The organism is Streptomyces antioxidans, from assembly GCF_000968685.2.
GTDB lineage: Bacteria > Actinomycetota > Actinomycetes > Streptomycetales > Streptomycetaceae > Streptomyces > Streptomyces antioxidans.
Genome location: NZ_LAKD02000119.1, coordinates 61,512 through 80,726, shown reverse-complemented (window position 1 = coordinate 80,726; position 19,215 = coordinate 61,512). Strand labels below are relative to the sequence as shown.

The 19,215-nt window shown below is 72.4% G+C and carries 21 protein-coding genes; 10 read left to right on the top strand and 11 right to left on the bottom strand.

The annotated features are described in order from the left end of the window. Positions 1-83: 83 nt before the first annotated feature. The 3 genes from bioD to bioB form a co-directional block, all read right to left on the bottom strand. A complete protein-coding gene (gene bioD / locus VT50_RS33125; RefSeq protein ID WP_046087587.1) occupies positions 84-788 on the bottom strand; it encodes a dethiobiotin synthase in 705 nt (234 codons plus the stop codon). A gap of 116 nt (positions 789-904) precedes the next feature. Then, positions 905-2,221: an adenosylmethionine--8-amino-7-oxononanoate transaminase gene (locus VT50_RS33120; RefSeq protein WP_046087588.1), complete on the bottom strand. Its 1,317-nt coding sequence runs from the start codon at positions 2,219-2,221 to the stop codon at positions 905-907. Continuing rightward, positions 2,214-3,509: a biotin synthase BioB gene (bioB, locus tag VT50_RS33115; RefSeq protein ID WP_046087589.1), complete on the bottom strand. Its 1,296-nt coding sequence runs from the start codon at positions 3,507-3,509 to the stop codon at positions 2,214-2,216. The genes VT50_RS33120 and bioB overlap by 8 nt, the downstream gene beginning before the upstream one ends. Before the next feature lie 169 nt (positions 3,510-3,678). Between bioB and VT50_RS33110 the strand changes: the two genes are divergently transcribed. Continuing rightward, positions 3,679-4,878, top strand: coding sequence for an 8-amino-7-oxononanoate synthase (locus tag VT50_RS33110; protein ID WP_046087590.1), 1,200 nt, complete (start codon positions 3,679-3,681; stop codon positions 4,876-4,878). Positions 4,879-4,944: 66 nt separating this feature from the next. On the opposite strand, the gene VT50_RS33105 is transcribed toward VT50_RS33110, so the two are convergent. Both VT50_RS33105 and VT50_RS33100 read right to left on the bottom strand, forming a co-directional pair. Then, positions 4,945-5,172, bottom strand: a complete 228-nt coding sequence (locus tag VT50_RS33105) for a DUF397 domain-containing protein (RefSeq protein ID WP_420822252.1) — start codon at positions 5,170-5,172, stop codon at positions 4,945-4,947. A gap of 18 nt (positions 5,173-5,190) precedes the next feature. Further along, complete coding sequence (locus tag VT50_RS33100) at positions 5,191-6,060, bottom strand: helix-turn-helix domain-containing protein (protein ID WP_046087592.1); 870 nt, start codon at positions 6,058-6,060, stop codon at positions 5,191-5,193. A 274-nt stretch (positions 6,061-6,334) separates the two neighbouring features. Between VT50_RS33100 and VT50_RS33095 the strand changes: the two genes are divergently transcribed. Further along, on the top strand, positions 6,335-6,763 hold the full coding sequence (locus VT50_RS33095; protein WP_046087593.1) for an ATP-binding protein: 429 nt from the start codon (positions 6,335-6,337) through the stop codon (positions 6,761-6,763). 21 nt (positions 6,764-6,784) lie between these two features. Here the strand turns inward: VT50_RS33095 and VT50_RS33090 are convergent, their stop codons facing one another. The 5 genes from VT50_RS33090 to VT50_RS33070 all read right to left on the bottom strand — a co-directional run bounded on the left by VT50_RS33090 (position 6,785) and on the right by VT50_RS33070 (position 10,302). Next, entirely contained in the window at positions 6,785-7,990 is a 1,206-nt protein-coding gene (locus VT50_RS33090) for a nucleotidyl cyclase domain-containing protein (protein WP_046087594.1), read from the bottom strand. Next, entirely contained in the window at positions 7,987-8,382 is a 396-nt protein-coding gene (locus tag VT50_RS33085) for a VOC family protein (RefSeq protein ID WP_046087595.1), read from the bottom strand. The genes VT50_RS33090 and VT50_RS33085 overlap by 4 nt, the downstream gene beginning before the upstream one ends. A gap of 87 nt (positions 8,383-8,469) precedes the next feature. Beyond that, the gene (locus tag VT50_RS33080) at positions 8,470-8,943 is read right to left on the bottom strand and encodes a C40 family peptidase (protein ID WP_046087596.1); all 474 of its coding nucleotides are present in this window, start codon (positions 8,941-8,943) and stop codon (positions 8,470-8,472) included. A gap of 409 nt (positions 8,944-9,352) precedes the next feature. Continuing rightward, on the bottom strand, positions 9,353-9,661 hold the full coding sequence (locus VT50_RS33075; RefSeq protein ID WP_046087611.1) for a hypothetical protein: 309 nt from the start codon (positions 9,659-9,661) through the stop codon (positions 9,353-9,355). Between the two features lie 5 nt (positions 9,662-9,666). Then, on the bottom strand, positions 9,667-10,302 hold the full coding sequence (locus VT50_RS33070; RefSeq protein WP_046087597.1) for an ATP-dependent Clp protease proteolytic subunit: 636 nt from the start codon (positions 10,300-10,302) through the stop codon (positions 9,667-9,669). Between the two features lie 65 nt (positions 10,303-10,367). Here VT50_RS33070 and VT50_RS33065 point away from each other — a divergent pair, with 65 nt between their 5' ends. Next, complete coding sequence (locus VT50_RS33065) at positions 10,368-10,670, top strand: type II toxin-antitoxin system Phd/YefM family antitoxin (RefSeq protein ID WP_046087598.1); 303 nt, start codon at positions 10,368-10,370, stop codon at positions 10,668-10,670. Between the two features lie 58 nt (positions 10,671-10,728). Here VT50_RS33065 and VT50_RS33060 read toward each other — a convergent pair whose 3' ends face one another. Beyond that, positions 10,729-11,682, bottom strand: a complete 954-nt coding sequence (locus VT50_RS33060) for a M28 family metallopeptidase (protein WP_046087599.1) — start codon at positions 11,680-11,682, stop codon at positions 10,729-10,731. A gap of 346 nt (positions 11,683-12,028) precedes the next feature. Between VT50_RS33060 and VT50_RS33055 the strand changes: the two genes are divergently transcribed. The 7 genes from VT50_RS33055 to VT50_RS33020 all read left to right on the top strand — a co-directional run bounded on the left by VT50_RS33055 (position 12,029) and on the right by VT50_RS33020 (position 19,199). Further along, positions 12,029-12,331 (top strand): urease subunit gamma, encoded by a 303-nt coding sequence (locus tag VT50_RS33055; protein ID WP_046087600.1) that lies wholly within the window; start codon positions 12,029-12,031, stop codon positions 12,329-12,331. A 14-nt stretch (positions 12,332-12,345) separates the two neighbouring features. After that, a complete protein-coding gene (locus VT50_RS33050; RefSeq protein WP_046087612.1) occupies positions 12,346-12,651 on the top strand; it encodes an urease subunit beta in 306 nt (101 codons plus the stop codon). A 112-nt stretch (positions 12,652-12,763) separates the two neighbouring features. Further along, entirely contained in the window at positions 12,764-14,488 is a 1,725-nt protein-coding gene (locus VT50_RS33045; RefSeq protein WP_079343939.1) for an urease subunit alpha, read from the top strand. A 521-nt stretch (positions 14,489-15,009) separates the two neighbouring features. Continuing rightward, positions 15,010-15,684, top strand: a complete 675-nt coding sequence (locus VT50_RS33035) for an urease accessory protein UreF (RefSeq protein ID WP_079343942.1) — start codon at positions 15,010-15,012, stop codon at positions 15,682-15,684. Positions 15,685-15,725: 41 nt separating this feature from the next. Next, positions 15,726-16,424 carry an urease accessory protein UreG gene (gene ureG / locus VT50_RS33030; RefSeq protein WP_046088541.1) on the top strand — a complete coding sequence of 233 codons (699 nt, stop codon included), beginning with the start codon at positions 15,726-15,728 and terminating at the stop codon, positions 16,422-16,424. A 140-nt stretch (positions 16,425-16,564) separates the two neighbouring features. Then, positions 16,565-17,404 (top strand): urease accessory protein UreD, encoded by an 840-nt coding sequence (locus VT50_RS33025; protein WP_240529401.1) that lies wholly within the window; start codon positions 16,565-16,567, stop codon positions 17,402-17,404. A 163-nt stretch (positions 17,405-17,567) separates the two neighbouring features. Further along, complete coding sequence (locus VT50_RS33020; RefSeq protein ID WP_046088539.1) at positions 17,568-19,199, top strand: alpha/beta hydrolase; 1,632 nt, start codon at positions 17,568-17,570, stop codon at positions 19,197-19,199. The last annotated feature ends 16 nt before the right edge of the window (positions 19,200-19,215 follow it).

The following is a 19,215-nucleotide window of genomic DNA, read 5'->3' as shown; positions in this document are numbered from 1 at the left end:
TCCCGGATGTGGATGGTTTCTCCGGGTCGTCCCGAGGAGGGGCGATCGCCGGTACCGGCATTCTGCCCAGGCGGGGGGTGTGGCTACGCGGCCAGCCGCGCGGCCTCCCAGGTGCCGTCCAGCCGGGGCGCCAGCCAACCGGGTGCCTGGGCGCGGAACTCGGCGGGCGGCAGGGCGGGGGCTCCCTGGGGGACGGCGCCCAGCAGCGGGACGCCGGAGGACTCCGGCAGATCGGCCACATTGCAGCGGGAGGCCAGATCCGCGGCGGCGGGCCAGCTGCCGATGACGACGCCGGGGCACTCAAGACCGCGGACGCGCAGCGCCTCGGTGGTCAGGGTGGTCGCGTTGAGCGTGCCGAGGCCCGCGTGGGCGACGACGAGAACGGGCGCGCCGAGCAGCCGGGCCGCGTCGGCGAGCGTCGCCCCGGTCTCGTCGAACCGTACGAGCAGCCCGCCCGCGCCCTCGACCAGCACCAGATCGTGCTCGGTGGCCAGCTTCCCGGCCGCGTCCGCCACCTCGTGCGGCCGCACCGGGGGCCGTCCGGCGCGGCGGGCGGCGGTGGCGGGGGCCAGCGGCTCGGGGTAGCGGGCGAGTTCGAGCAGGGTGACCGCCCCGGCGAGGCGGGCCACCTCCGCGGCGTCACCGGGCTCGCCCTCCGCGACACCGGTCTGGGCGGGCTTGAGCACCGCCACCGAGCGCCCGCGCGCGAGCGCGGTGGCGGCGATGGCCGCCGTGCTGACGGTCTTTCCGATCTCGGTGCCCGTACCGGTGACGACCAGGACTGTCATCGTTGTTTCCGCTGCCTTTCGCTTTCGCTTGTGCCCCGACGCCCCCGACGCCCCCGACGCTCCCGGTGTCCGCCCGGAGCGGGCGTCGGACGGCCGGTGCCCCGGGGCAGGGCCGGTCAGACGGCCGCGGTCGCGGCAGCCCGGACCGCCGCGCAGATCCGGGCCAGATCGTCGTCCCCGGTGATGTACGGCGGCATGGTGTACAGCAGATCGCGGAACGGGCGCAGCCACACGCCCTCGCGCACCGCGGCCCGCGCCGCCGCCGCCATCGCCGCGTCGTCCAGCGGACGGTCCAGCTGGACGACGCCGATCGCGCCGAGCACCCGTACGTCCCGGACGCCCGGCACGGCCGCCGCCTCCGCGAGCCCGTCCCGCAGCCCGGTCTCGATCCGCTTGACCTCCTGCCGCCAGTCGTAGGAGAGCAGCAGCTCGATCGAGGCGCTGGCCACGGCCGTGGCCAGCGGATTGCCCATGAAGGTCGGGCCGTGGGCGAGCACCGGCACCTCGCCGCGCGAGATGCCCTCCGCCACCCGCGGGGTGCACAGCGTGGCGGCGAGCGTCAGATAGCCCCCGGTCAGAGCCTTGCCCAGACACATCACATCGGGGCACACCCCCGCGTGCTCGGCCGCGAAGAGCGCGCCCGAGCGGCCGAAGCCGGTGGCGATCTCGTCGAACACCAGCAGTACGTCGTGCTCGTCGCACGCCTCGCGCAGCGTCCGCAGCAGCGCGGGGGAGTGGAAGCGCATCCCGCCCGCGCCCTGCACCACCGGCTCCACGATCACCGCGGCCAGCTCATGGGCGTGACGGGCCACCAGCTCCCGGATGTGCGCCTCGTACGCCGGGTCGGGGTCGGCGTCGAAACCGGGCGGTGGCGCGTCCGCGAAGATCTGCTCGGGCAGCACCCCGGACCACAGCCGGTGCATACCTCCCTCCGGATCGCACACGGCCATCGGCTGCCAGGTGTCGCCGTGGTAGCCGCCGCGCCAGGTCAGCAGCCGCCGCTTGGCGGGGCGGCCGAGGGAGCGCCAGTACTGCAGGCACATCTTCACCGCGACCTCGACCGACACCGAGCCGGAGTCGGCGAGGAAGACGTGCTGGAGCGGTTCGGGCGTGATCTCCACCAGCCGGGTGGCCAGCCGGACGGCGGGCTCATGGGTGAGCCCGCCGAACATCACATGGCTCATCCGGTCAAGCTGGCCGCGGGCGGCGTCATTGAGCGCCGGGTGGTTGTAGCCGTGGATGGCGGACCACCACGAGGACATCCCGTCCACCAGCTCGCGTACGCCCTCCACCGGCTCGGCCAGCCGCAACCGAACCCCGGCCGCGGACTCCACGACCAGCGGGTCCTGGCGGCCGGGCATCGGGCCGTACGGATGCCAGACGTGCTGCCGGTCCAGCGCCCGCAGCTCGGCCGGGGTCAGCGGCTCAGGCATTGGGTGGCAGGTCCGTGCCCGCGCCGCGGCGGCGCACCGCGACCAGGTCGGCGTGGGACTCCCGCGGGCCCGCGGCGGCGGAGACCGTCGCACCGGCCGCCGCCTGGGCGGGCACGGCATCGGCGGGTACGGCTTCCGCTGGCACCGTCTCGGCGAGTGCGGCATCGGCGGCTACGGCCTGAGCGGTTACGGCGTCGACGGGCGCCGCGTCACCGCACGGGCCGCAGCCGCCGCCCTCCCCGCCGTGGCCGCCGCAGCCCGCACCGGCGGCGGCGAGTGCGTCGGCGCGGTGCGCGGGCAGTGTCGTCGTATCGGTGCCCTCCACCTCGAAGCCCGCGTCGGCGATCATCGCCAGATCGTCCTTGCCCGACTGGCCCTCGGTGGTCAGATAGTCGCCGAGGAAGATCGAGTTCGCCAGGTTCAGGGCCAGCGGCTGGAGCGTCCGCAGATGGATCTCGCGCCCGCCCGCCAGCCGCACCTCGACGTCCGGGCAGACGAACCGCACCATGGCCAGGATCCGCAGACAGCGCTGTGGGGTGAGGTTCCAGTCCCCGGCCAGCGGGGTGCCCTCGATCGGGATGAGGAAGTTGACCGGCACCGAGTCCGGGTCCAGCTCGCGCAGCGAGAAGACCACGTCCACCAGGTCCGCGTCCGACTCGCCCATGCCCGCGATCAGCCCGGAGCAGGCGGACATCCCCGCCGCCTGGGCCTGCCGCACGGTCGAGACCCGGTCGGCGTAGGTGTGGGTGGTGGTGATGTCGCCGTACGTCGCCTCGGAGGTGTTGAGGTTGTGGTTGTACGCGTTCGCCCCCGAGTCCTTCAGCCGCTCCGCCTGGCCGTCGGTCAGCAGCCCCAGACAGGCGCAGATCTCGACGTCCTGGTGCTCCTCCTTGATGGCGGCGATGGTCCGGGAGACCCGGTCCACATCGCGGTCGGTCGGACCCCGTCCGCTGGCGACCAGGCACACCCGCTTGGCGCCGCCCGCGACCCCGGCGCCCGCCGCGGCGGCGGCCTGCTCCGGCTTGAGCCAGGTGTACTTGAGGATCTCCGACTTCGAGCCCAGCCGCTGTGAGCAGTACGAGCAGTCCTCGGGGCACAGCCCCGACTTGAGGTTCACCAGATAGTTGAGCTTCACCCGCCGCCCGAACCAGGCGCGGCGCACCTTGCCCGCCGCGGCCACCACATCGAGCAGCTCGTCATCGGAGGTCGCCAGGACGGCGAGCGCCTCTTCGCGGGTGGGCGTCTCGCGCCGCAGCCCCTTCTCCACCAGCGTGTTCAGCAGGTCCATGGCGACGATCCTTTCCTACCCCACCGCCCGCGGCCAAGGAGGGACCGCACAAGACGCGCTGATCGGGGTGTGTGTATTGCCACACCATTGACCGGGCGTGGACGGGGCTACGTTCTATCCGGACCCGACAGTCGGTGCCCCAGACGAGGCGACGAAGGCGAGACAGCCGATGCCCCAGGACCGCGATGACGCGTTCGCATGGATCGACGCACAGCGGGAGCGGCGCGACCGGGCGGGGCTGGTGCGCCGGCTCAGCCCCCGCCCCGCCGACTCCCCGCTGCTCGATCTGGCGAGTAATGACTATCTGGGGCTGGCGCGGCATCCGGAGGTGACGGCCGCCGCGGCCGCCGCGGCGCACCGCTGGGGTGCGGGGTCGACCGGCTCGCGTCTGGTCACCGGCTCCACCGAGCTGCACACCACGCTGGAGCGGGAGCTCGCCGAGTTCTGCGGATTCGAGGCGGCCCTGGTGTTCTCCTCCGGCTACGCGGCCAATCTGGCCGCCGTCTCCGCGCTGAGCGGCCGGGACGCCCTGGTCGTCTCCGACGCGGACAACCACGCCTCGCTCATCGACGGCTGCAGGCTCTCCCGCGCCGAGACCGCCGTCGTCCCGCACGCGGACCCGGACGCCGTGCGCAAGGCACTGGGCGCGGCCGAGACGGCCGGAGCGGGCCCGGGGGAGACGCCCGGAGCGGGCGCGGCGCGGCGGCGCGCCCTCGTCGTCAGCGACGCGGTCTTCTCCGTCGACGGTGACGCCGCCCCGCTGGCCGCCCTCGCCGCCGTCTCCCGGCCGTACGGCGCGGCGCTGGTGGTGGACGAGGCGCACGGCCTCGGGGTGCTCGGCGAGGGCGGGCGCGGCACGGTGCACGCGGCCGGGCTCGCGGGCGCGCCGGACGTGGTGGTCACGGCCACCCTCTCCAAGTCGCTGGGCAGCCAGGGCGGGGCGGTGCTGGGGCCCGCCCGGGTCATCGAGCATCTGGTGAACTCCGCGCGGACGTTCATCTTCGACACCGGGCTCAACCCGGCGGCCGTGGGCGCCGCCCTGGCGGGTCTGCGGCTGCTGCGCCGGGAGCCGGAGCGCGCCGCCCGCGTCCGTACGGTCGCCATGGGACTGTACGGGCGGCTGACCGCCGCCGGGCTGGCCGCGGTGCGGCCGGACGCGTCGGTGGTGTCGGTGCGGGCCCCGTCGCCGGAGAAGGCGGTGCGCTGGGCCGCGGATTGCCGCGCGGCCGGGGTGATGGTGGGGTGCTTCCGCCCGCCGTCCGTCCCGGACGGCGTCTCCCGGCTGCGGCTGACCGCGCGCGGCGATCTGACGGAGGAGCAGGTCGAGGAGGCGGTCGACGTGATCGTGAGGACCGCGCCGACCGCCTGATGGCTCACTGACGGGAGGGTGAGCGGTTCAGCGGCTCACCGGCGGAACAGATACTTCACTGACGGATCAGCTTCCGGTTCCGGCCGAGCGGAAGGGGCCGGAGCCGGGGCCGTCGCCCTTGACTCCCTCGAGGAAGGAGACCCAGGTCGACGGGGTGAACAGCAGGACGGGGCCCGCCGTGTTCTTCGAATCGCGCACACCGAGCCGGTCGGGGCCCAGCAGGGCCGTTTCGACACAGTTGTTCATTCCGACGCTGTAGCTGCTGCGCAGCCAGTCGACGGAGTTGGCGGACATTTTGGACATGGTGCCCCCTCAGGCGCCGCCCCCGATTTTGTTGATGAAGGACAACGATTCCTCAGGTGTCAGGGCGTGAGCGCGCAGTACTTCGAACGCGGCGCTGTACGCCCGGAGGTCTTCTTTCCGCTCCAGATAGAGGCTACTCGTCAAGTGGTCAAGAACTACTACGTCCAGGTCACTAATGTGCGGAAAAGAGAAAATAATGAAAGGGCCCGTCATGCCAATGGGCATTCCAATGGAGAATGGCAGCACCTGGAGCTGTACCTGAGGCAATGCGCAGAGTTCGGCCAGATGGCGCAATTGCGTCGTCATCACTCCGGGTCCGCCCACCTCGCGCCGCAGCGCCGCCTCGTCGAGCACCGCGTGCAGCCGCAGCGGCTCCTCGCCGTGCAGCACAGACTGGCGCGCGATCCGCACCTCCACCAGCGAGTCCACCTGCGGCCCCGGCAGATCCGGGAGCGCCGCCAGGGTCACCGCCCGGGCGTAGTCCGGGGTCTGCAGCAGCCCCGGCACCACCGTGGTCTCCAGCGTGTACGCGTCCGACGCCTCCGCCTCCAGGCTGATGAAGTCCCGGTAGGCGGGCGGCAGCAGATCGCGGTACGCGTACCACCAGCCGCGCCGTGACCCCTCCGGATCCGAGGCGCCCCCGCGGCACAGCGCCTCCAGCAGGGCGCGCAGCTCCGGGTCGGCGACCTGGTAGACCTCAAGCAGCCGCGCCACGTCCGAGGGCTTGGCCCCGCTCCGCCCGGTCTCGATCCGGCTCACCTTCGACTGGTGCCAGCCCAGCCGGGCGGCTACCTCACCGCTGGTGAGCCCGGCCAGATCGCGCTGGCGGCGCAGTTCCGCACCGAGCTTGCGGCGACGCACCGCCGGGCCGTATCGCATCAGTTCTGCCTCCCGCCTTTCCTGTGGCGCGCCGCCCACAGCGCGTGTCGCACCAGTGGCCCAGTGTGCCTTCTAAATCCGGTCTTCCGTAGCAGAGTTCACCGCTTTGGGCGACAGATATATGCATAACTCGGTGGATCGCCCCCGTTATGACGGCCATTGGTGGCAGTCTGACGCGTAGAGCCATCGGGGCAGCCCACGACTTCACCGGCTTCGCAGTACCACCTCGAAACGCGTCCGCAGCCGCGCCCCGGCCGGAAAGGGACAGGCCGTCATGGCAGACCATCAGGAAGCATCCGTCACTCTGCCGAGCGCACCGGCGTCGGTTCCCGCGGCACGCGCCTACGTCACGGACGTGCTCGCCGAATGGGGGCTCGGGGCGGGAGCGGAGGCCGCCGACACCGTGCGGCTGATCGTCTCCGAGCTCGCCACCAACGCCGTGGAGCACACCGTGGGCCAGTCGCCCACCTTCACCGTGGACCTACGGCTCGACCGCGAGCAGCGGCTGGAGATCGGGGTCACCGACAGCCATCCCCAATGGCCCAGGTGGCTGCCGCTGGCCACCCAGCAGGACAGCGGGCGCGGGATGGTGATCGTCCGCTGTCTGGCCGCGGAGTCCGGCGGCGAGGTGTTCGTCACCCCGACCGCGGACGGCGGCAAGACCGTCTGGATCGCCCTGCCGTGGACCGTGCCGGTCCGCTGAGCCCTCCTGCCCACACTCTGCTCACAGCACGCGCTGGGCCCGCCCCTCCGAGACCCGCGCCTCGGCCAGCTGACGGATCCGGGTGTGGACCCGCCCCGCGGCCGGGCCGATCAGATAGTGCGGCATGTCGCCGCGCTCGATCACCCCGTACGGGCTCGTGCCCATCAGATACGCGGAGTACAGGATCAGCCCGCTCGGCCCGCGCATATCGATGGTGAGCGCGGAGAAGCCGGGGAACTCCTCCGTCTGATAGACCCGCAGGCCGTCGGCCTCCGCCCCGTAGCGCTCCTTGAAACGGCCGAACCGCTCCAGCGAATCCTTGATCTTCCGCGTCATGTCCTCCTGGTACTGGCGGGAGAGCGTGGCCGCCGCGTCCGAGGACGGGTCCAGCAGATAGCAGTGGTAGCCGCCGCCCCGGCGCAGCAGCCCGAGGACCGCGTCACGGAAGCGGGCCGGGCGCTCGGTGGTGACCAGCCGGCCGGAGGTGGTGCGCAGCGCCGTCCCCATGTCCAGGACCTCCTCGGCCGCCGCGTCCAGCAGCCGCGCCTTCTCCTGGGGGCTCGGCCGCTCCGGATACGCGTGCACCTGGGCGCCGCCCGCCAGCCCCCGGCCCGCCAGCCACGCCTTGGCCGCCCCGTCCGGGCCACCGTCGCCCGCCATCAGATAGACGTCCTTGCCCTCGTGGCTTCCGACATGGGCGAACAGCTCCGCATACGGTCCCGCGGTGCGGTGCACATCCTCCGAGACCGCCAGGCAGTCCGGCGGAGTGGCCTTCTCCAGATGCGCGGCCAGATTGATGTCGGGGGAGTGGATGGTGCCGGTCCGGCCCTCGCCGGTGTGCCGGATCGCCCCCTTGTGCAGCGCCATCCGCACATGCAGCTCACCGTCCACCCCCGCCTGCGCGAACTCGTCCCGCAGATGGCGCAGATCGAGGGTGAGGAAGGTGCGGGCCGCCTCCAGCGCGACATCGCGGGCCACGCTCTCGCGGTCGTCGTGGACCGCGAAGAAGCCCCCGTCGCCGCGCCAGCTCCATAAGTCGCCGCGGGCACAGCGGTACTGCGCCGAGAACTGCTCGATCCGCGCGCGCATCCGCTCGCGCAGCAGATCGAAGGCGTGGGCGGCGCGGTCCCTGGGGTTCGAGCGGACGATCGTCGAATACCCGGAGGTGTCGACGAAGAGCAGATACACCTGGTCATAGGTCCGGTCAGCCTGGAAGGGCTCGCTCATGCCGGCACCAGACCACGCTCGACGGCGCTGCGCTCCACGCAGAACTCATTGCCCTCGACATCGGCCATCACCACCCACCCCAGCCCGTCCTCCGTGCGCCGGTCGTCCACCACGCGCGCGCCGAGCCCGAGCAGCCGCTCCACCTCCGCGTCCCGGGTGCCAGACGGCGGCTGGATGTCCAGGTGGAGGCGGTTCTTGACGGCCTTGTCGTCCGGGACCCGCAGGAACAGCAGCCCCGGCACCCCCGGCTGCCCCGAGCTGACCAGCGCCCATTCGCCGTCCGGCTCGGAGTCCTCCAGGGCGTAACCGGTCAGCCCGGACCAGAAGCGTGCGAGGGCGTGGGAATCACGGGCGTCGAAGGTGATGTGCCGGACCGGGTTGAGATACGCCATGCGATGCCTCCGGCGGTTGACGGGGCCGGTCCACGGCGGTGTACCGGCCCCGTCAACCTACCCATGGCCACTGACACCTACGGCGGGTCAGCGCACATGCCCGTACGACACCTTCTTGGTCCAGATCCGCTCCAGCCGCACCACCGAGCCGGTCTTGGGGGCGTGCCAGACGCGCCCGCCGCCCGCGTACACCGCGACGTGGTACACCCCGCTGCCGGAGTGGAAGAACACCAGGTCCCCGCCCTTGCGGGAGGCAACCTTGATGTGGCGGGTCCGGTTGTACTGGGCGGCCGCGGTGCGCGGCAGCCGCTTCCCGGCCCGCTTGTAGGCGTACTGCGTCAGCCCGGAGCAGTCGAAGCGCTTCGGCCCCGTCGCGCCGTACTGGTACGGGGCGCCCTTCTTGGAGGCCGCGATCCGCAGCGCCTTGGCGGCGACGGTCGCGGCCTCGGCCTCCGGTGGACCGCCCGGTGTCGCCACGGTGCCGCCCACGGCCGCGACGGTGAGGGCGGAGACGGCGCCCGCTCGGGAGAACATCCTGGGGACACGTATGTGCGCAGACATCACACGAAACCCTTCGTGAGCCGACCCCGCCCCGGTGTGGTCGCGGGGTCCTGTCGTCTCCTGGGATGGTCACGCAGGCGCGGCGCCGGTTCCGACTCGAGAGGGTGCGGTGTGACGGTGGTCACGGCGGGGCCGTTCGGGTGGTGGCGACCGATCCGTCCCACGGCGATGACCTGCCGGAACGGGCGTGCTGCGGCGTGCTGGGGCGGGCGGCGGAACGGACCCGGGCGGCGGCGGTGCGCAAGCCGGCCCCGCCCGGAGCGCGGAAACCCGGCTCCGCCGTTCGAGCGACGGCCTCTGCGCTCCCGACGGGCTCCGAGCCCCCGACGGCCTCTGCGCTCCCGACGGTCCCCGAGCCCGCGACGGGCCCGCGCCCAAACGGCAGGCCCGCGCCCGCGGCGAGTCCGGTTCAGGTCCGCAGCGCCGGGGGCAGCGTGACGCGCTCCGCTCGCCGCTCGCCGTCCAGCACCCGCAGCGCCCGGGCCAGGGTCGCGGTGTGCAGCTCGCTCTCCCCGCGCTCGTGCATCAGCGTCAGCGCGTCCCGCAGCGCGGTGGCCCTCGCCACCAGCGCCTGGGCGGCCCGCAGACTGCCGTAGGTGTCACGGCCGCGCGCCGGATTGATCCGGCCCAGCAGATCGACCACCTCCAGATAGCCGTCGATCACATTCCCCTCCGCGCGGGTGAGCGCGGGCAGCGGGGGCAGCTCCGGTGTCAGCACCGCGCTCACCCCTCCCGCGCCGCCGGGCCCGGCCGCTTACGGCTCTGGGTGACCTCGTCCACCAGTCCGTACGCCTTCGCGCCCTCGGCGTCGAAGATCTTGTCGCGGTCGATATCGGCCCGGATCCGCTCGGCGCTCTGGCCGGTGTGCCGCACCAGCATCCCCTCGAGCATCTCCTGGGTGCGCCACAGCTCATTGGCCTGGATCTCCAGATCCGAGGTGGTGCCCTCGACGGGCTCGCTGAACGCGGCCTGGTGGATGAGGATCCGCGCGCCCGGCAGGGCCAGGCGCTTGCCCCGGGCACCGGCGGCCAGCAGCACCGCGGCGGCCGAGGCGGCCTGGCCCAGGCAGATCGTCTCGATGTCGCAGGAGACGAAGTGCATGGTGTCGTAGACCGCCGTCATGGCCCCGAACGAGCCGCCCGGCGAGTTGATGTAGAGCGAGATGTCCTGGTCGGGCGCGGCGTGCTCAAGATGGATCAGCTGCGCGATCACATCGTTGGCGGCGGTGTCGTCGATCGGGGTGCCGAGGAAGACGACGCGCTCGGAGAGCAGCTTGGAGTACGGGTCCATGGTGCGCGTCCCCGAGCTGGTGCGCTCGGTGAACTCGGGCAGGACATAGCGCGCGGTCGGTCGTTCCATCGCTTCACCTCTCGAATGGGCTCCGTAAAAAATGTACAGGATGTACATCCAGATATGATGGGAGCATGGCTTACGAGATTCCGGTGACGCAAGCCCGTGCAGAGCTCGCGGAGCTGATCAACCGCGTGGTGTACGGCGGCGAGAGGGTGGTCGTCACGCGCCACGGGAAGCCGCTTGTCGCCCTGGTGTCCGCTGCGGACCTGCAGCGACTCGAGGAGATCGAGACGGGCGCGGAGGAGCAGGTGATCAGTACCGTGTCATCGATGCGCCCCACCTCGTCCGCTCCGGGCGAACGGCGGCGCTTCGGCATCGCGGCGGAACACAGCGGCCCGGACGCCGGGGATCGGCGTCCGGGCCGCGAGGAGTGACGGACGGAACGGGACCGCCCCGGACCGGCTCAGTGCCGGTCCGGGGCGGGGGTGCTCATCAGGAGCTGAGCGACCAGATCGCGTTGGCGATGGCGTCGGTGTTCAGGTCCAGCGCCTTCTCGTCGACGTTCGACGTCTTGTCGCACGCGGAGTGGTAGCACGGGTCGAACGCCTCGCCCGCCTCGCCGCCCCACTGGTCGGCCTGCTCCTGGCTCATCGTGGCCTCGGCGCCGGTGAACAGACCGCCGACCCGCACGCCCGCGTCCTTGAACGGGGCGTGGTCCGAGCGGCCGTCGCCCTCGGTCTCCGGCTCGGTCGTGATGTCCTTCGCCGCGTACCAGTCCTTGAAGACCTTCTCCAGCTCCGGGTCGTCGTCATAGACGAAGTAGCCCGGGTTGGGGGAGCCGAGCATGTCGAAGTTGAGATAGGAGTCGATCTTCGACGTCTCGTCGGCCGCCAGGCTGTCGACGTAGTGCGTCGACCCGACCATGCCGTCCTCCTCGTCGCCCCACCAGGCGAACCGCAGGTGCTTGGTGGGCTGGAGGTCGGCCTTGGCCACGGCCAGCGCGACCTCGAGGATCGCGGCGGAACCGGAACCGTTGTCGTTGATGCCGGGGCCCGCCTGGACCGAGTCGAGATGCGAACCGGCCATGACGACCTTCTCGTCGGCGCCGCCCTTCCAGTCGGCGATGAGGTTGTAGCCCTTCTCGCCGCCGGAGGTGAACTCCTGGACGGAGGTGGTGAATCCGGCCTCGTCCAGCTTGCCCTTGATGAAGTCCAGGGACTTCTGGTAGCCGGGCTCGCCATGGGCGCGGTTGCCGCCGTTGGCGTCCGCGATGGACTGCAGCTCGCCCAGATCGGCCTTGACGGCCGCGACGTCCACGTCGGGGGCGGCGGCCTTGGAGTTGACGGTGGCCTCGGCGCCGGAGGCGCCGCTCAGCAGGGCCGCGGCGAGCGCGGCACCGGTTGCCGCCGCGAGGCTTCCGCGGCGAATTGACGCTATTCGCTTCACAGTTGGGCTCCGTTGTGATGTGGGGGGTTGGAGCGGAGCAGGTGAATCATGGTGTTGCGGTGATGAGAATCGGGGCTATCCGGTGGGGTCGTCAAGTGCGATAGCCGGACGTACGGGTCCGCCGAGCGGATGTCGGACGGTGGCCGAGGGGGGTGCGAAGAGCTGGCGGCGGCTCATAAGACCGTCTTGACCAGCATCGATCGGATTGATCAGGCTTGCCCGCACCATGGCTCAGTTAACGCCGACGAAACGCCGCGGAACTAGCCTGCGGGGGCCGGACGCACATCGCCCCGGATCGTGCGGAGTGGGCGAGAAAAGGGATGAGGGCGATAATGAGGTGGAAAGCGTGCACTTGACCCCGCATGAGCAGGAACGTCTGCTGATCCATGTGGCCGCCGACGTGGCCGAGAAGCGACGGGCCCGGGGCGTGCTCCTCAACCACCCCGAGGCGACGGCGCTGATCACCGCCCACATCCTGGAGGGCGCGCGCGACGGCCGCGGCGTCGCCGAGCTGATGGCCTCCGGCCGCCGGGTGCTCACCCGCGACGAGGTGATGGAGGGCGTTCCCGAGATGCTCCACGACGTCCAGGTCGAGGCCACCTTCCCCGACGGCACCAAGCTGGTCACCGTCCATCAGCCGATCGCCTGATGGGGGGCGCCTCCATGATCCCCGGAGAGATCCTTTACGCCGATGAGCCGGTGCCCCTCAACGAGGGGCGGCCCATCACCCTCCTCACCGTGCTCAACGCCGCCGACCGGCCCGTCCAGGTCGGCTCCCACTACCACTTCGCCGAGGCCAACCCCGGCCTTGACTTCGACCGCGCCGTCGCCCGCGGCAAGCGGCTGAACATCGCCGCGGGCACCGCCGTGCGCTTCGAACCCGGCATCCCCGTCGAGGTCGCCCTGATCCCGATCGCGGGGGAGCGGATCGTGCCGGGGCTGCGCGGCGAGACGGGAGGGCGGTTGTGAACGCCGCGCGCGAGGCCGCCGGTCGGTACGAGACTGCCGGGCGGTACCTGGCCGCCGGGGTGCGCTGTCGCCTCGTGGACGGAGAGCGGAGAAGTGAACGAAAAGGTGCAGCATGACCGCTGAACTGAACCGCGCGGCCTACGCCGATCTCTTCGGCCCCACCACCGGGGACCGCATCCGGCTCGCCGACACCGACCTCTTCATCGAGATCGAGGAGGACCGCGGTGGCGGGCCCGGCCGGGCCGGGGACGAGGCGGTCTTCGGCGGCGGCAAGGTGATCCGCGAATCCATGGGCCAGTCCCGCGCCACCCGCGCCGAGGGCACCCCCGACACCGTGATCACGGGTGCGGTCGTGCTGGACCACTGGGGTGTCGTCAAGGCGGATATCGGCCTGCGTGACGGCCGCATCACCGGGATCGGCAAGGCCGGTAACCCCGACACCATGGACGGCGTCCACCCCGACCTCGTCATCGGGCCCGAGACCGAGGTCATCGCGGGCAACGGCAAGATCCTCACCGCGGGCGCCATCGACGCCCATGTCCACTTCATCTCCCCGACCCTCGTCGACCAGGCGCTCTGCTCCGGGATCACCACCCTCGTCGGCGGCGGCACCGGGCCCGCCGAGGGCACCAAGGCCACCACCATCACCCCCGGACCCTGGCATCTGGCCCGGATGTTCGAGGCGCTGGAGGGCTATCCGGTCAACATCGGGCTGCTCGGCAAGGGCAACACTGTCTCGGGCGAGGCGATGTGGTCCCAACTGCGCGGCGGTGCGCTCGGGTTCAAGATCCATGAGGACTGGGGGGCGACCCCCGCCGCCATCGACGCCTGCCTCGGCGTCTGCGAGGAGAGCGGCGCCCAGCTCGCCATCCACACCGACACCCTCAACGAGGCGGGCTTCGTCGGCGACACCCTCGCCGCCATCGCCGGGCGCTCCATCCACGCCTACCACACCGAGGGCGCGGGCGGCGGGCACGCGCCCGACATCATCACCGTGGTCTCCCGGCCGAACGTGCTGCCCAGCTCCACCAATCCGACCCGCCCGCACACGGTCAACACCGTCGAGGAACACCTCGACATGCTGATGGTCTGCCACCACCTCAACCCAGCCGTCCCCGAGGACCTCGCCTTCGCCGAGTCCCGCATCCGGCCCAGCACCATCGCCGCCGAGGACGTGCTGCACGACCTCGGCGCGATCTCGATCATCTCCTCGGACTCCCAGGCCATGGGGCGGATCGGCGAGGTGGTGCTGCGCACCTGGCAGACCGCGCATGTGATGAAGCGACGGCGCGGGGCGCTGGCCGGGGACGGCCGCGCCGACAACCACCGGGCACGTCGCTATGTCGCCAAATACACCATCAACCCGGCGGTGGCGCAGGGGCTCGACGGTGAGATCGGCTCGGTGGAGCCCGGGAAGCTGGCCGATCTGGTGCTCTGGGACCCGGCGTTCTTCGGCGTCAAACCGCACCTGGTGATCAAGGGCGGCCAGATCGCCTATGCGCAGATGGGCGACGCGAACGCCTCCATCCCGACCCCGCAGCCGGTCCTGCCGCGCCCCATGTTCGGCGCGCTCGGCCGCGCGGCGGCCGGGGGCTCGGTCAACTTCGTGACCCAGACCGCCTTGGACGACGGCCTGGCGGACCGGCTGGACCTCCGGAAGCGGTTCGCCCCGATCCGCGGGACGCGGGGGGTCACCAAGGCGGACATGCGGCAGAACGACGCCCTGCCGCGGGTGGAGGTCGACCCCGATACGTTCACGGTGACGATCGACGGTGAGCCCGTCGAACCGGCCCCGGCGGCGGAACTTCCCATGGCCCAGCGCTACTTCCTCTTCTGACCGGCCGGACCCGTGATGCCCACACACGAGACTCCGCGCACGCTGGGGGCGCCCACGGTCCGGCCGCGGGTGGCTCTCCCCCACCCCGCCCCTCCCCGAAACCAGGGGCCCCCGCCCCCTGGACCCCCGCTTCCCCGCCAGCGGACGGGCCGGACGGGGCCGGTTCCCAGGCGGAGGACGGGCCGCGCTCCCCGCGTCGGGCGCCCATGGGCGAGGCCCCCGGCGGGGCCGCCACTGCCGCCTCGCGGGTACCTGGCGCCCCGTCACCGGCTGGTCCGGGCCGGGCCGGTGCAGAAGCGGAAGCGCTGGCCCCCGGCGGCGTCCCGGACGCCGCCCCTGGCGGGACTGCCCCTGCCGCCTCTCGGGCGCCGGATGGGCCGGGGCGGGCCGGTGCGGGGGCGGAGGACATGACCGTAGGGCGTGCGGTGGAAGGCGGGCCACAGGCCGCGCGACGGGCCTTTGGGGGCGAGGCTCCTGGTGGGACGGTTGCCGCCCCTTGGGCGCCAGCCGCGCGTTGGGGGATCGGGGGCGGTGCGTTGCTGGTTCTTGCTGATGGGCGGTTTCCGGCCGGAGGGCATGCGCATTCCGGGGGTGCCGAGGCCGCCGTCGCGGCGGGACGGATCCGTGACGCCGACTCTCTGGAGGCGTTCTGCCGGGGGCGGTTGCACACCGCTGGGCTCACCGCGGCCGGGCTCGCCGCCGCTGCCGCCGCCGGGCTCGATCCGCTCGTGCTGGACGACGCGGCGGATGCCCGTACCCCCAGCCCCGCGCTGCGGGCCACCGCCCGGCGGCTCGGTCGCCAGCTGATGCGTGCCGCCCGCGCCACCTGGCCCTCGTCCGAGCTGGACGCCCTGGCCGCCGCCCGGCCGCGCGGGGCGCATCAGCCCGTGGTGCTCGGACTCACCGCGCGCGCCGCCGCGCTCGGGCCGCCGGACGCCGCGTACGCCGCCGGGTACGAGGCGGTGAGCGGACCCGCGACCGCCGCCGTACGGCTGTTGAGCCTCGACCCCTTCGACGCCACCGCCGTGCTCGCCCGCCTCGCCCCCGAGCTTGACCAGGTCGCGGCGCGGGCCGCCGACGCGGCGCGGCGGGCCCTCGACGAGGGCCCCGGCGCGCTGCCCGCCGCCTCCGCGCCGCTGCTCGACATCGCCGCCGAACACCACGCCACCTGGTCCGTACGCCTCTTCGCCTCGTAACCGGGCCCGCGCCCCCGCTGCTGGAACATCGGAGCCGTCTCATGCATCTCGACCACGCGGACAACACCTACCCCCCGCGCCACACCTACGGTGCCCCCCGCCCTTACCGCCCCGACGGCACCCGCCGGGCGCTGCGCATCGGCCTCGGCGGACCCGTGGGGTCGGGCAAGACCGCCACCGTCGCCGCCCTGTGCCGGGTGCTGCGCGACCAGCTCTCCCTCGCCGTGGTCACCAATGACATCTACACCCGCGAGGACGCCGAGTTCCTGCTGCGCAACGCCGTACTGCCGCCGGAGCGCATCACCGCCGTGGAGACCGGCGCCTGCCCGCACACCGCGATCCGCGATGACATCTCCGCCAACCTGGAGGCGGTCGAGGAGCTTGAGGAGACCGTGGGCCCGCTCGATCTGATCCTGGTCGAGTCCGGCGGCGACAACCTCACCGCGACCTTCTCCAAGGGCCTGGTCGACGCGCAGGTGTTCGTCATCGACGTCGCGGGCGGCGACGACATCCCCCGCAAGGGCGGCCCCGGCGTGACCACCGCCGACCTGCTCGTGGTCAACAAGACCGACCTGGCCCCCTACGTCGGCTCGGACCTGGCACGCATGGCCCGCGACGCCAGGGCCCAGCGCGGTGAACTTCCCGTCGCCTTCACCTCCCTGGTCGCCGAGGACGGCGTCCGCCCCATCACCGACTGGGTCCGCACCTGCCTGGCCGCCTGGACAGCGGCCCCGGTGTGACGCCCGCCCCGGACACCGCGTCCGGCGCTGAACGCCCACGGGCGACCTCCCCCGCCGGGCCGAGCCCCGCCCCGCGCATGCCCGGCCGCACCCCAGAGCGGAAAGCCCCGGCCACCCGGAGCACCCCGACCGCCTCGGCTGTGGCGGGCACCGGGGACGCGGCGGGCGTCTCGGGTGCGTCAGCACTCGTTTCGGGCGCGGCGCGCACCTCACCCGCAACAGGCGCCCCCGGCGCACCCGTGCGGGCCACCGCCCGTCTCCTCGCCGAGGCGGACGGACGCGGCGGTACCGCGTTGCCCGTGCTCGCCGGGGACGGGCCGCTCGCGTTGCGGCGGACCCGGGGCGTGGCTGGGGAGGCGTGTGTCACCGTCGTCGGGGCCATGAGCGCTCCCCTCGGCGGTGACCGTATCGCCCTCGAGGTGACCGCCGGGCCGGGTGCCCGGCTGCGCGTCGGTTCCGCCGCGGCCACCATCGCCCTGCCCGGGCGGGCGGCCGGGCCCGCGCACTACGAGATCCGGCTCACCGTCGCCGACGGCGCGGCCCTGCACTGGCTGCCCGAGCCCCTGATCTCCGCGCACGGCAGCGAGCTCATGATGACCACCCGTGTCGAACTCGCGCCCACCGCCCGCCTCGTGCTCCGCGAGGAGCAGATCCTGGGCCGTACCGGCGAATCGCCGGGCCGTCTGACCAGCCGCCTCACCGTCCACCGCGGTGGACGCCCACTCCTCGACCAGGAGCTTTCCTACGGCCCCGGCGCCCCCGGCTGGGACGGCGGCGCGGTCCTCGGCGGCCATCGGGCGGTGGGTCAGCTCCTCGTGGTCGACCCGTCCCATGACGCTCAGCCCCTCACCCCCCGCCGCCTCGCCGGGACCGCCGTCCTCGTGCCGCTGACCGGTCCCGCCGCCCTCGCCACCGCCGTGGCCCCGGACGCCCTCCAGCTCCGCCGGGCCCTCGATGAAGCGGTCACCGCCGTGGGCTGATGTGCACTCCTGAAGTCATCTTCATGTTCACGTCTATGTTCACGTCTTGATAAAGAATCGGCGGTTTGCCCTGTACTCGGCGGTAAGCAAGACAGAAGAATCCCTTTGACACTCTGTGATCATCGCCGCCCCTGGCGGCGCAACAAAGCAGGGGGATAACTACGTGAGACGCACAGCACTCTTCGGCGTGACCGGCGGTGTGATCGCCGGTGCGCTGATAACCGGTGCACTGGCCCCCACGGCCGGGGCATCGGAGCGGACGCCCGGCGGGGCCGCCGAGGCCCGTGGGGTGGCGGTGGCCGCGGCCAAGGCCGCGAAGAAGGGCATCGACTGGACGGACTGCCCGGCCGACTGGGAGCTCGCCAAGCCCATCCAGTGCGGCTATGTCACCGTGCCGCTCGACTACGCCAAGCCGAACGGCCGCACCATCAGGCTCGCGGTGGACCGGATCGCCAACACCGGCTCCGCCTCCGAGCGGCAGGGCTCGCTGATCTACAACCCGGGCGGGCCCGGCGGCTCCGGGCTGCGCTTCCCCACCCGGGTCACCACCAAGAACCCGCTGTGGACGAAGACGTCGAAGGCGTACGACTTCGTCGGCTTCGACCCGCGCGGGGTGGGCCACTCCACGGCCATCTCCTGCGTGGATCCCCAGGAGTACGTCAAGGCCCCGAAGTCGGACCCGGTGCCCGACAGCGAGGCGGACAAGCGCGCCCAGCGCAAGCTGGCCCGCGAGTACGCCGAGGGGTGCGAGGAGCACAGCGGCTGGATGCTGCCGCACCTGACGACGCCCAACACCGCCCGGGACGTCGACGTCATCCGGGCCGCGCTCGGCGACAAGAAGCTCAACTACATCGGCGTGTCCTACGGGACGTACCTCGGCGGGGTCTACGCGACGCTCTTCCCGACCCATGTGCGCCGGCTGATCGTGGACAGCGTGGTGAACCCCTCGCGGGAGAAGATCTGGTACCAGGCCAACCTGGACCAGGACGTCGCCTTCGAGTCGCGCTGGAACGACTGGAAGGCGTGGGTGGCGAAGAACGACGCCGCCTACCACCTCGGCGACACCCCGGCGAAGGTGCAGCGGCAGTGGGAGAAGCTGCGCGCGGCGGCCAAGAAGAGCCCCATCGGCGGGGTCGTGGGCCCGGCCGAGCTGCTCGGGTTCTTCCAGAGCGCTCCGTACTACGACTCGTCGTGGGCCACGGTCGCCCAGGTGTGGAGCGACTACCTCGGCGGCGATGAGAAGGCGCTGGTCGAGGCCGCGGGCCCGGACATGTCCGACACCGCGGGCAACATCGCCTCGGAGAACGGCAACGCGGTCTACACGGCCGTCGAATGCGCCGACGCCAAGTGGCCGACCAGCTGGGCGAAGTGGGACCGGGACAGCACCCGGCTCCACCGCGACTACCCCTTCTTGACCTGGTCCAACGCCTGGATGAACCTGCCGTGCGCCACGTGGGGTGCCAAGCAGGGGACCCCGCTGGAGGTGGGGGCCGCCAAGGGGCTGCCCAAGACGCTGATCGTGCAGAGCACCCGCGACGCCGCGACCCCTTACGAGGGCGCGGTGGAGCTGCACAAGCGGCTGAAGGGCTCGCGCCTGGTGACCGAGAAGGACGCCGGTTCGCACGGGGTCACCGGTCTGGTCAACCCGTGCGTCAACGACCGGGTGGACACCTACCTGCTCAAGGGCACGGTGGACGCCGAGGACGTGACCTGTGCTCCGCACGCCACACCGGTGCCCGCGAAGTCGGGCGCCTCCGCGAAGGCCGCCAAGGAGGCGGCCGACATCGTCAAGTAGTCGGCGGTACGCGGTA

Excerpts from the sequence above, each read along its gene's own strand:
- ureG (WP_046088541.1), top strand. The coding sequence starts at position 15,726 with ATGCATCTCGACCACGCGGACAACACCTACCCCCCGCGCCACACCTAC.
- VT50_RS33090 (WP_046087594.1), bottom strand. The coding sequence starts at position 7,990 with ATGAGCGAGCCCTTCCAGGCTGACCGGACCTATGACCAGGTGTATCTG.
- VT50_RS33045 (WP_079343939.1), top strand. The coding sequence starts at position 12,764 with ATGACCGCTGAACTGAACCGCGCGGCCTACGCCGATCTCTTCGGCCCC.
- VT50_RS33050 (WP_046087612.1), top strand. The coding sequence starts at position 12,346 with ATGATCCCCGGAGAGATCCTTTACGCCGATGAGCCGGTGCCCCTCAAC.
- VT50_RS33095 (WP_046087593.1), top strand. The coding sequence starts at position 6,335 with ATGGCAGACCATCAGGAAGCATCCGTCACTCTGCCGAGCGCACCGGCG.
- bioB (WP_046087589.1), bottom strand. The coding sequence starts at position 3,509 with ATGGACCTGCTGAACACGCTGGTGGAGAAGGGGCTGCGGCGCGAGACG.
- VT50_RS33110 (WP_046087590.1), top strand. The coding sequence starts at position 3,679 with ATGCCCCAGGACCGCGATGACGCGTTCGCATGGATCGACGCACAGCGG.
- VT50_RS33085 (WP_046087595.1), bottom strand. The coding sequence starts at position 8,382 with ATGGCGTATCTCAACCCGGTCCGGCACATCACCTTCGACGCCCGTGAT.
- VT50_RS33065 (WP_046087598.1), top strand. The coding sequence starts at position 10,368 with ATGGCTTACGAGATTCCGGTGACGCAAGCCCGTGCAGAGCTCGCGGAG.
- bioD (WP_046087587.1), bottom strand. The coding sequence starts at position 788 with ATGACAGTCCTGGTCGTCACCGGTACGGGCACCGAGATCGGAAAGACC.
- VT50_RS33070 (WP_046087597.1), bottom strand. The coding sequence starts at position 10,302 with ATGGAACGACCGACCGCGCGCTATGTCCTGCCCGAGTTCACCGAGCGC.
- VT50_RS33100 (WP_046087592.1), bottom strand. The coding sequence starts at position 6,060 with ATGCGATACGGCCCGGCGGTGCGTCGCCGCAAGCTCGGTGCGGAACTG.
- VT50_RS33105 (WP_420822252.1), bottom strand. The coding sequence starts at position 5,172 with ATGTCCGCCAACTCCGTCGACTGGCTGCGCAGCAGCTACAGCGTCGGA.
- VT50_RS33080 (WP_046087596.1), bottom strand. The coding sequence starts at position 8,943 with ATGTCTGCGCACATACGTGTCCCCAGGATGTTCTCCCGAGCGGGCGCC.
- VT50_RS33120 (WP_046087588.1), bottom strand. The coding sequence starts at position 2,221 with ATGCCTGAGCCGCTGACCCCGGCCGAGCTGCGGGCGCTGGACCGGCAG.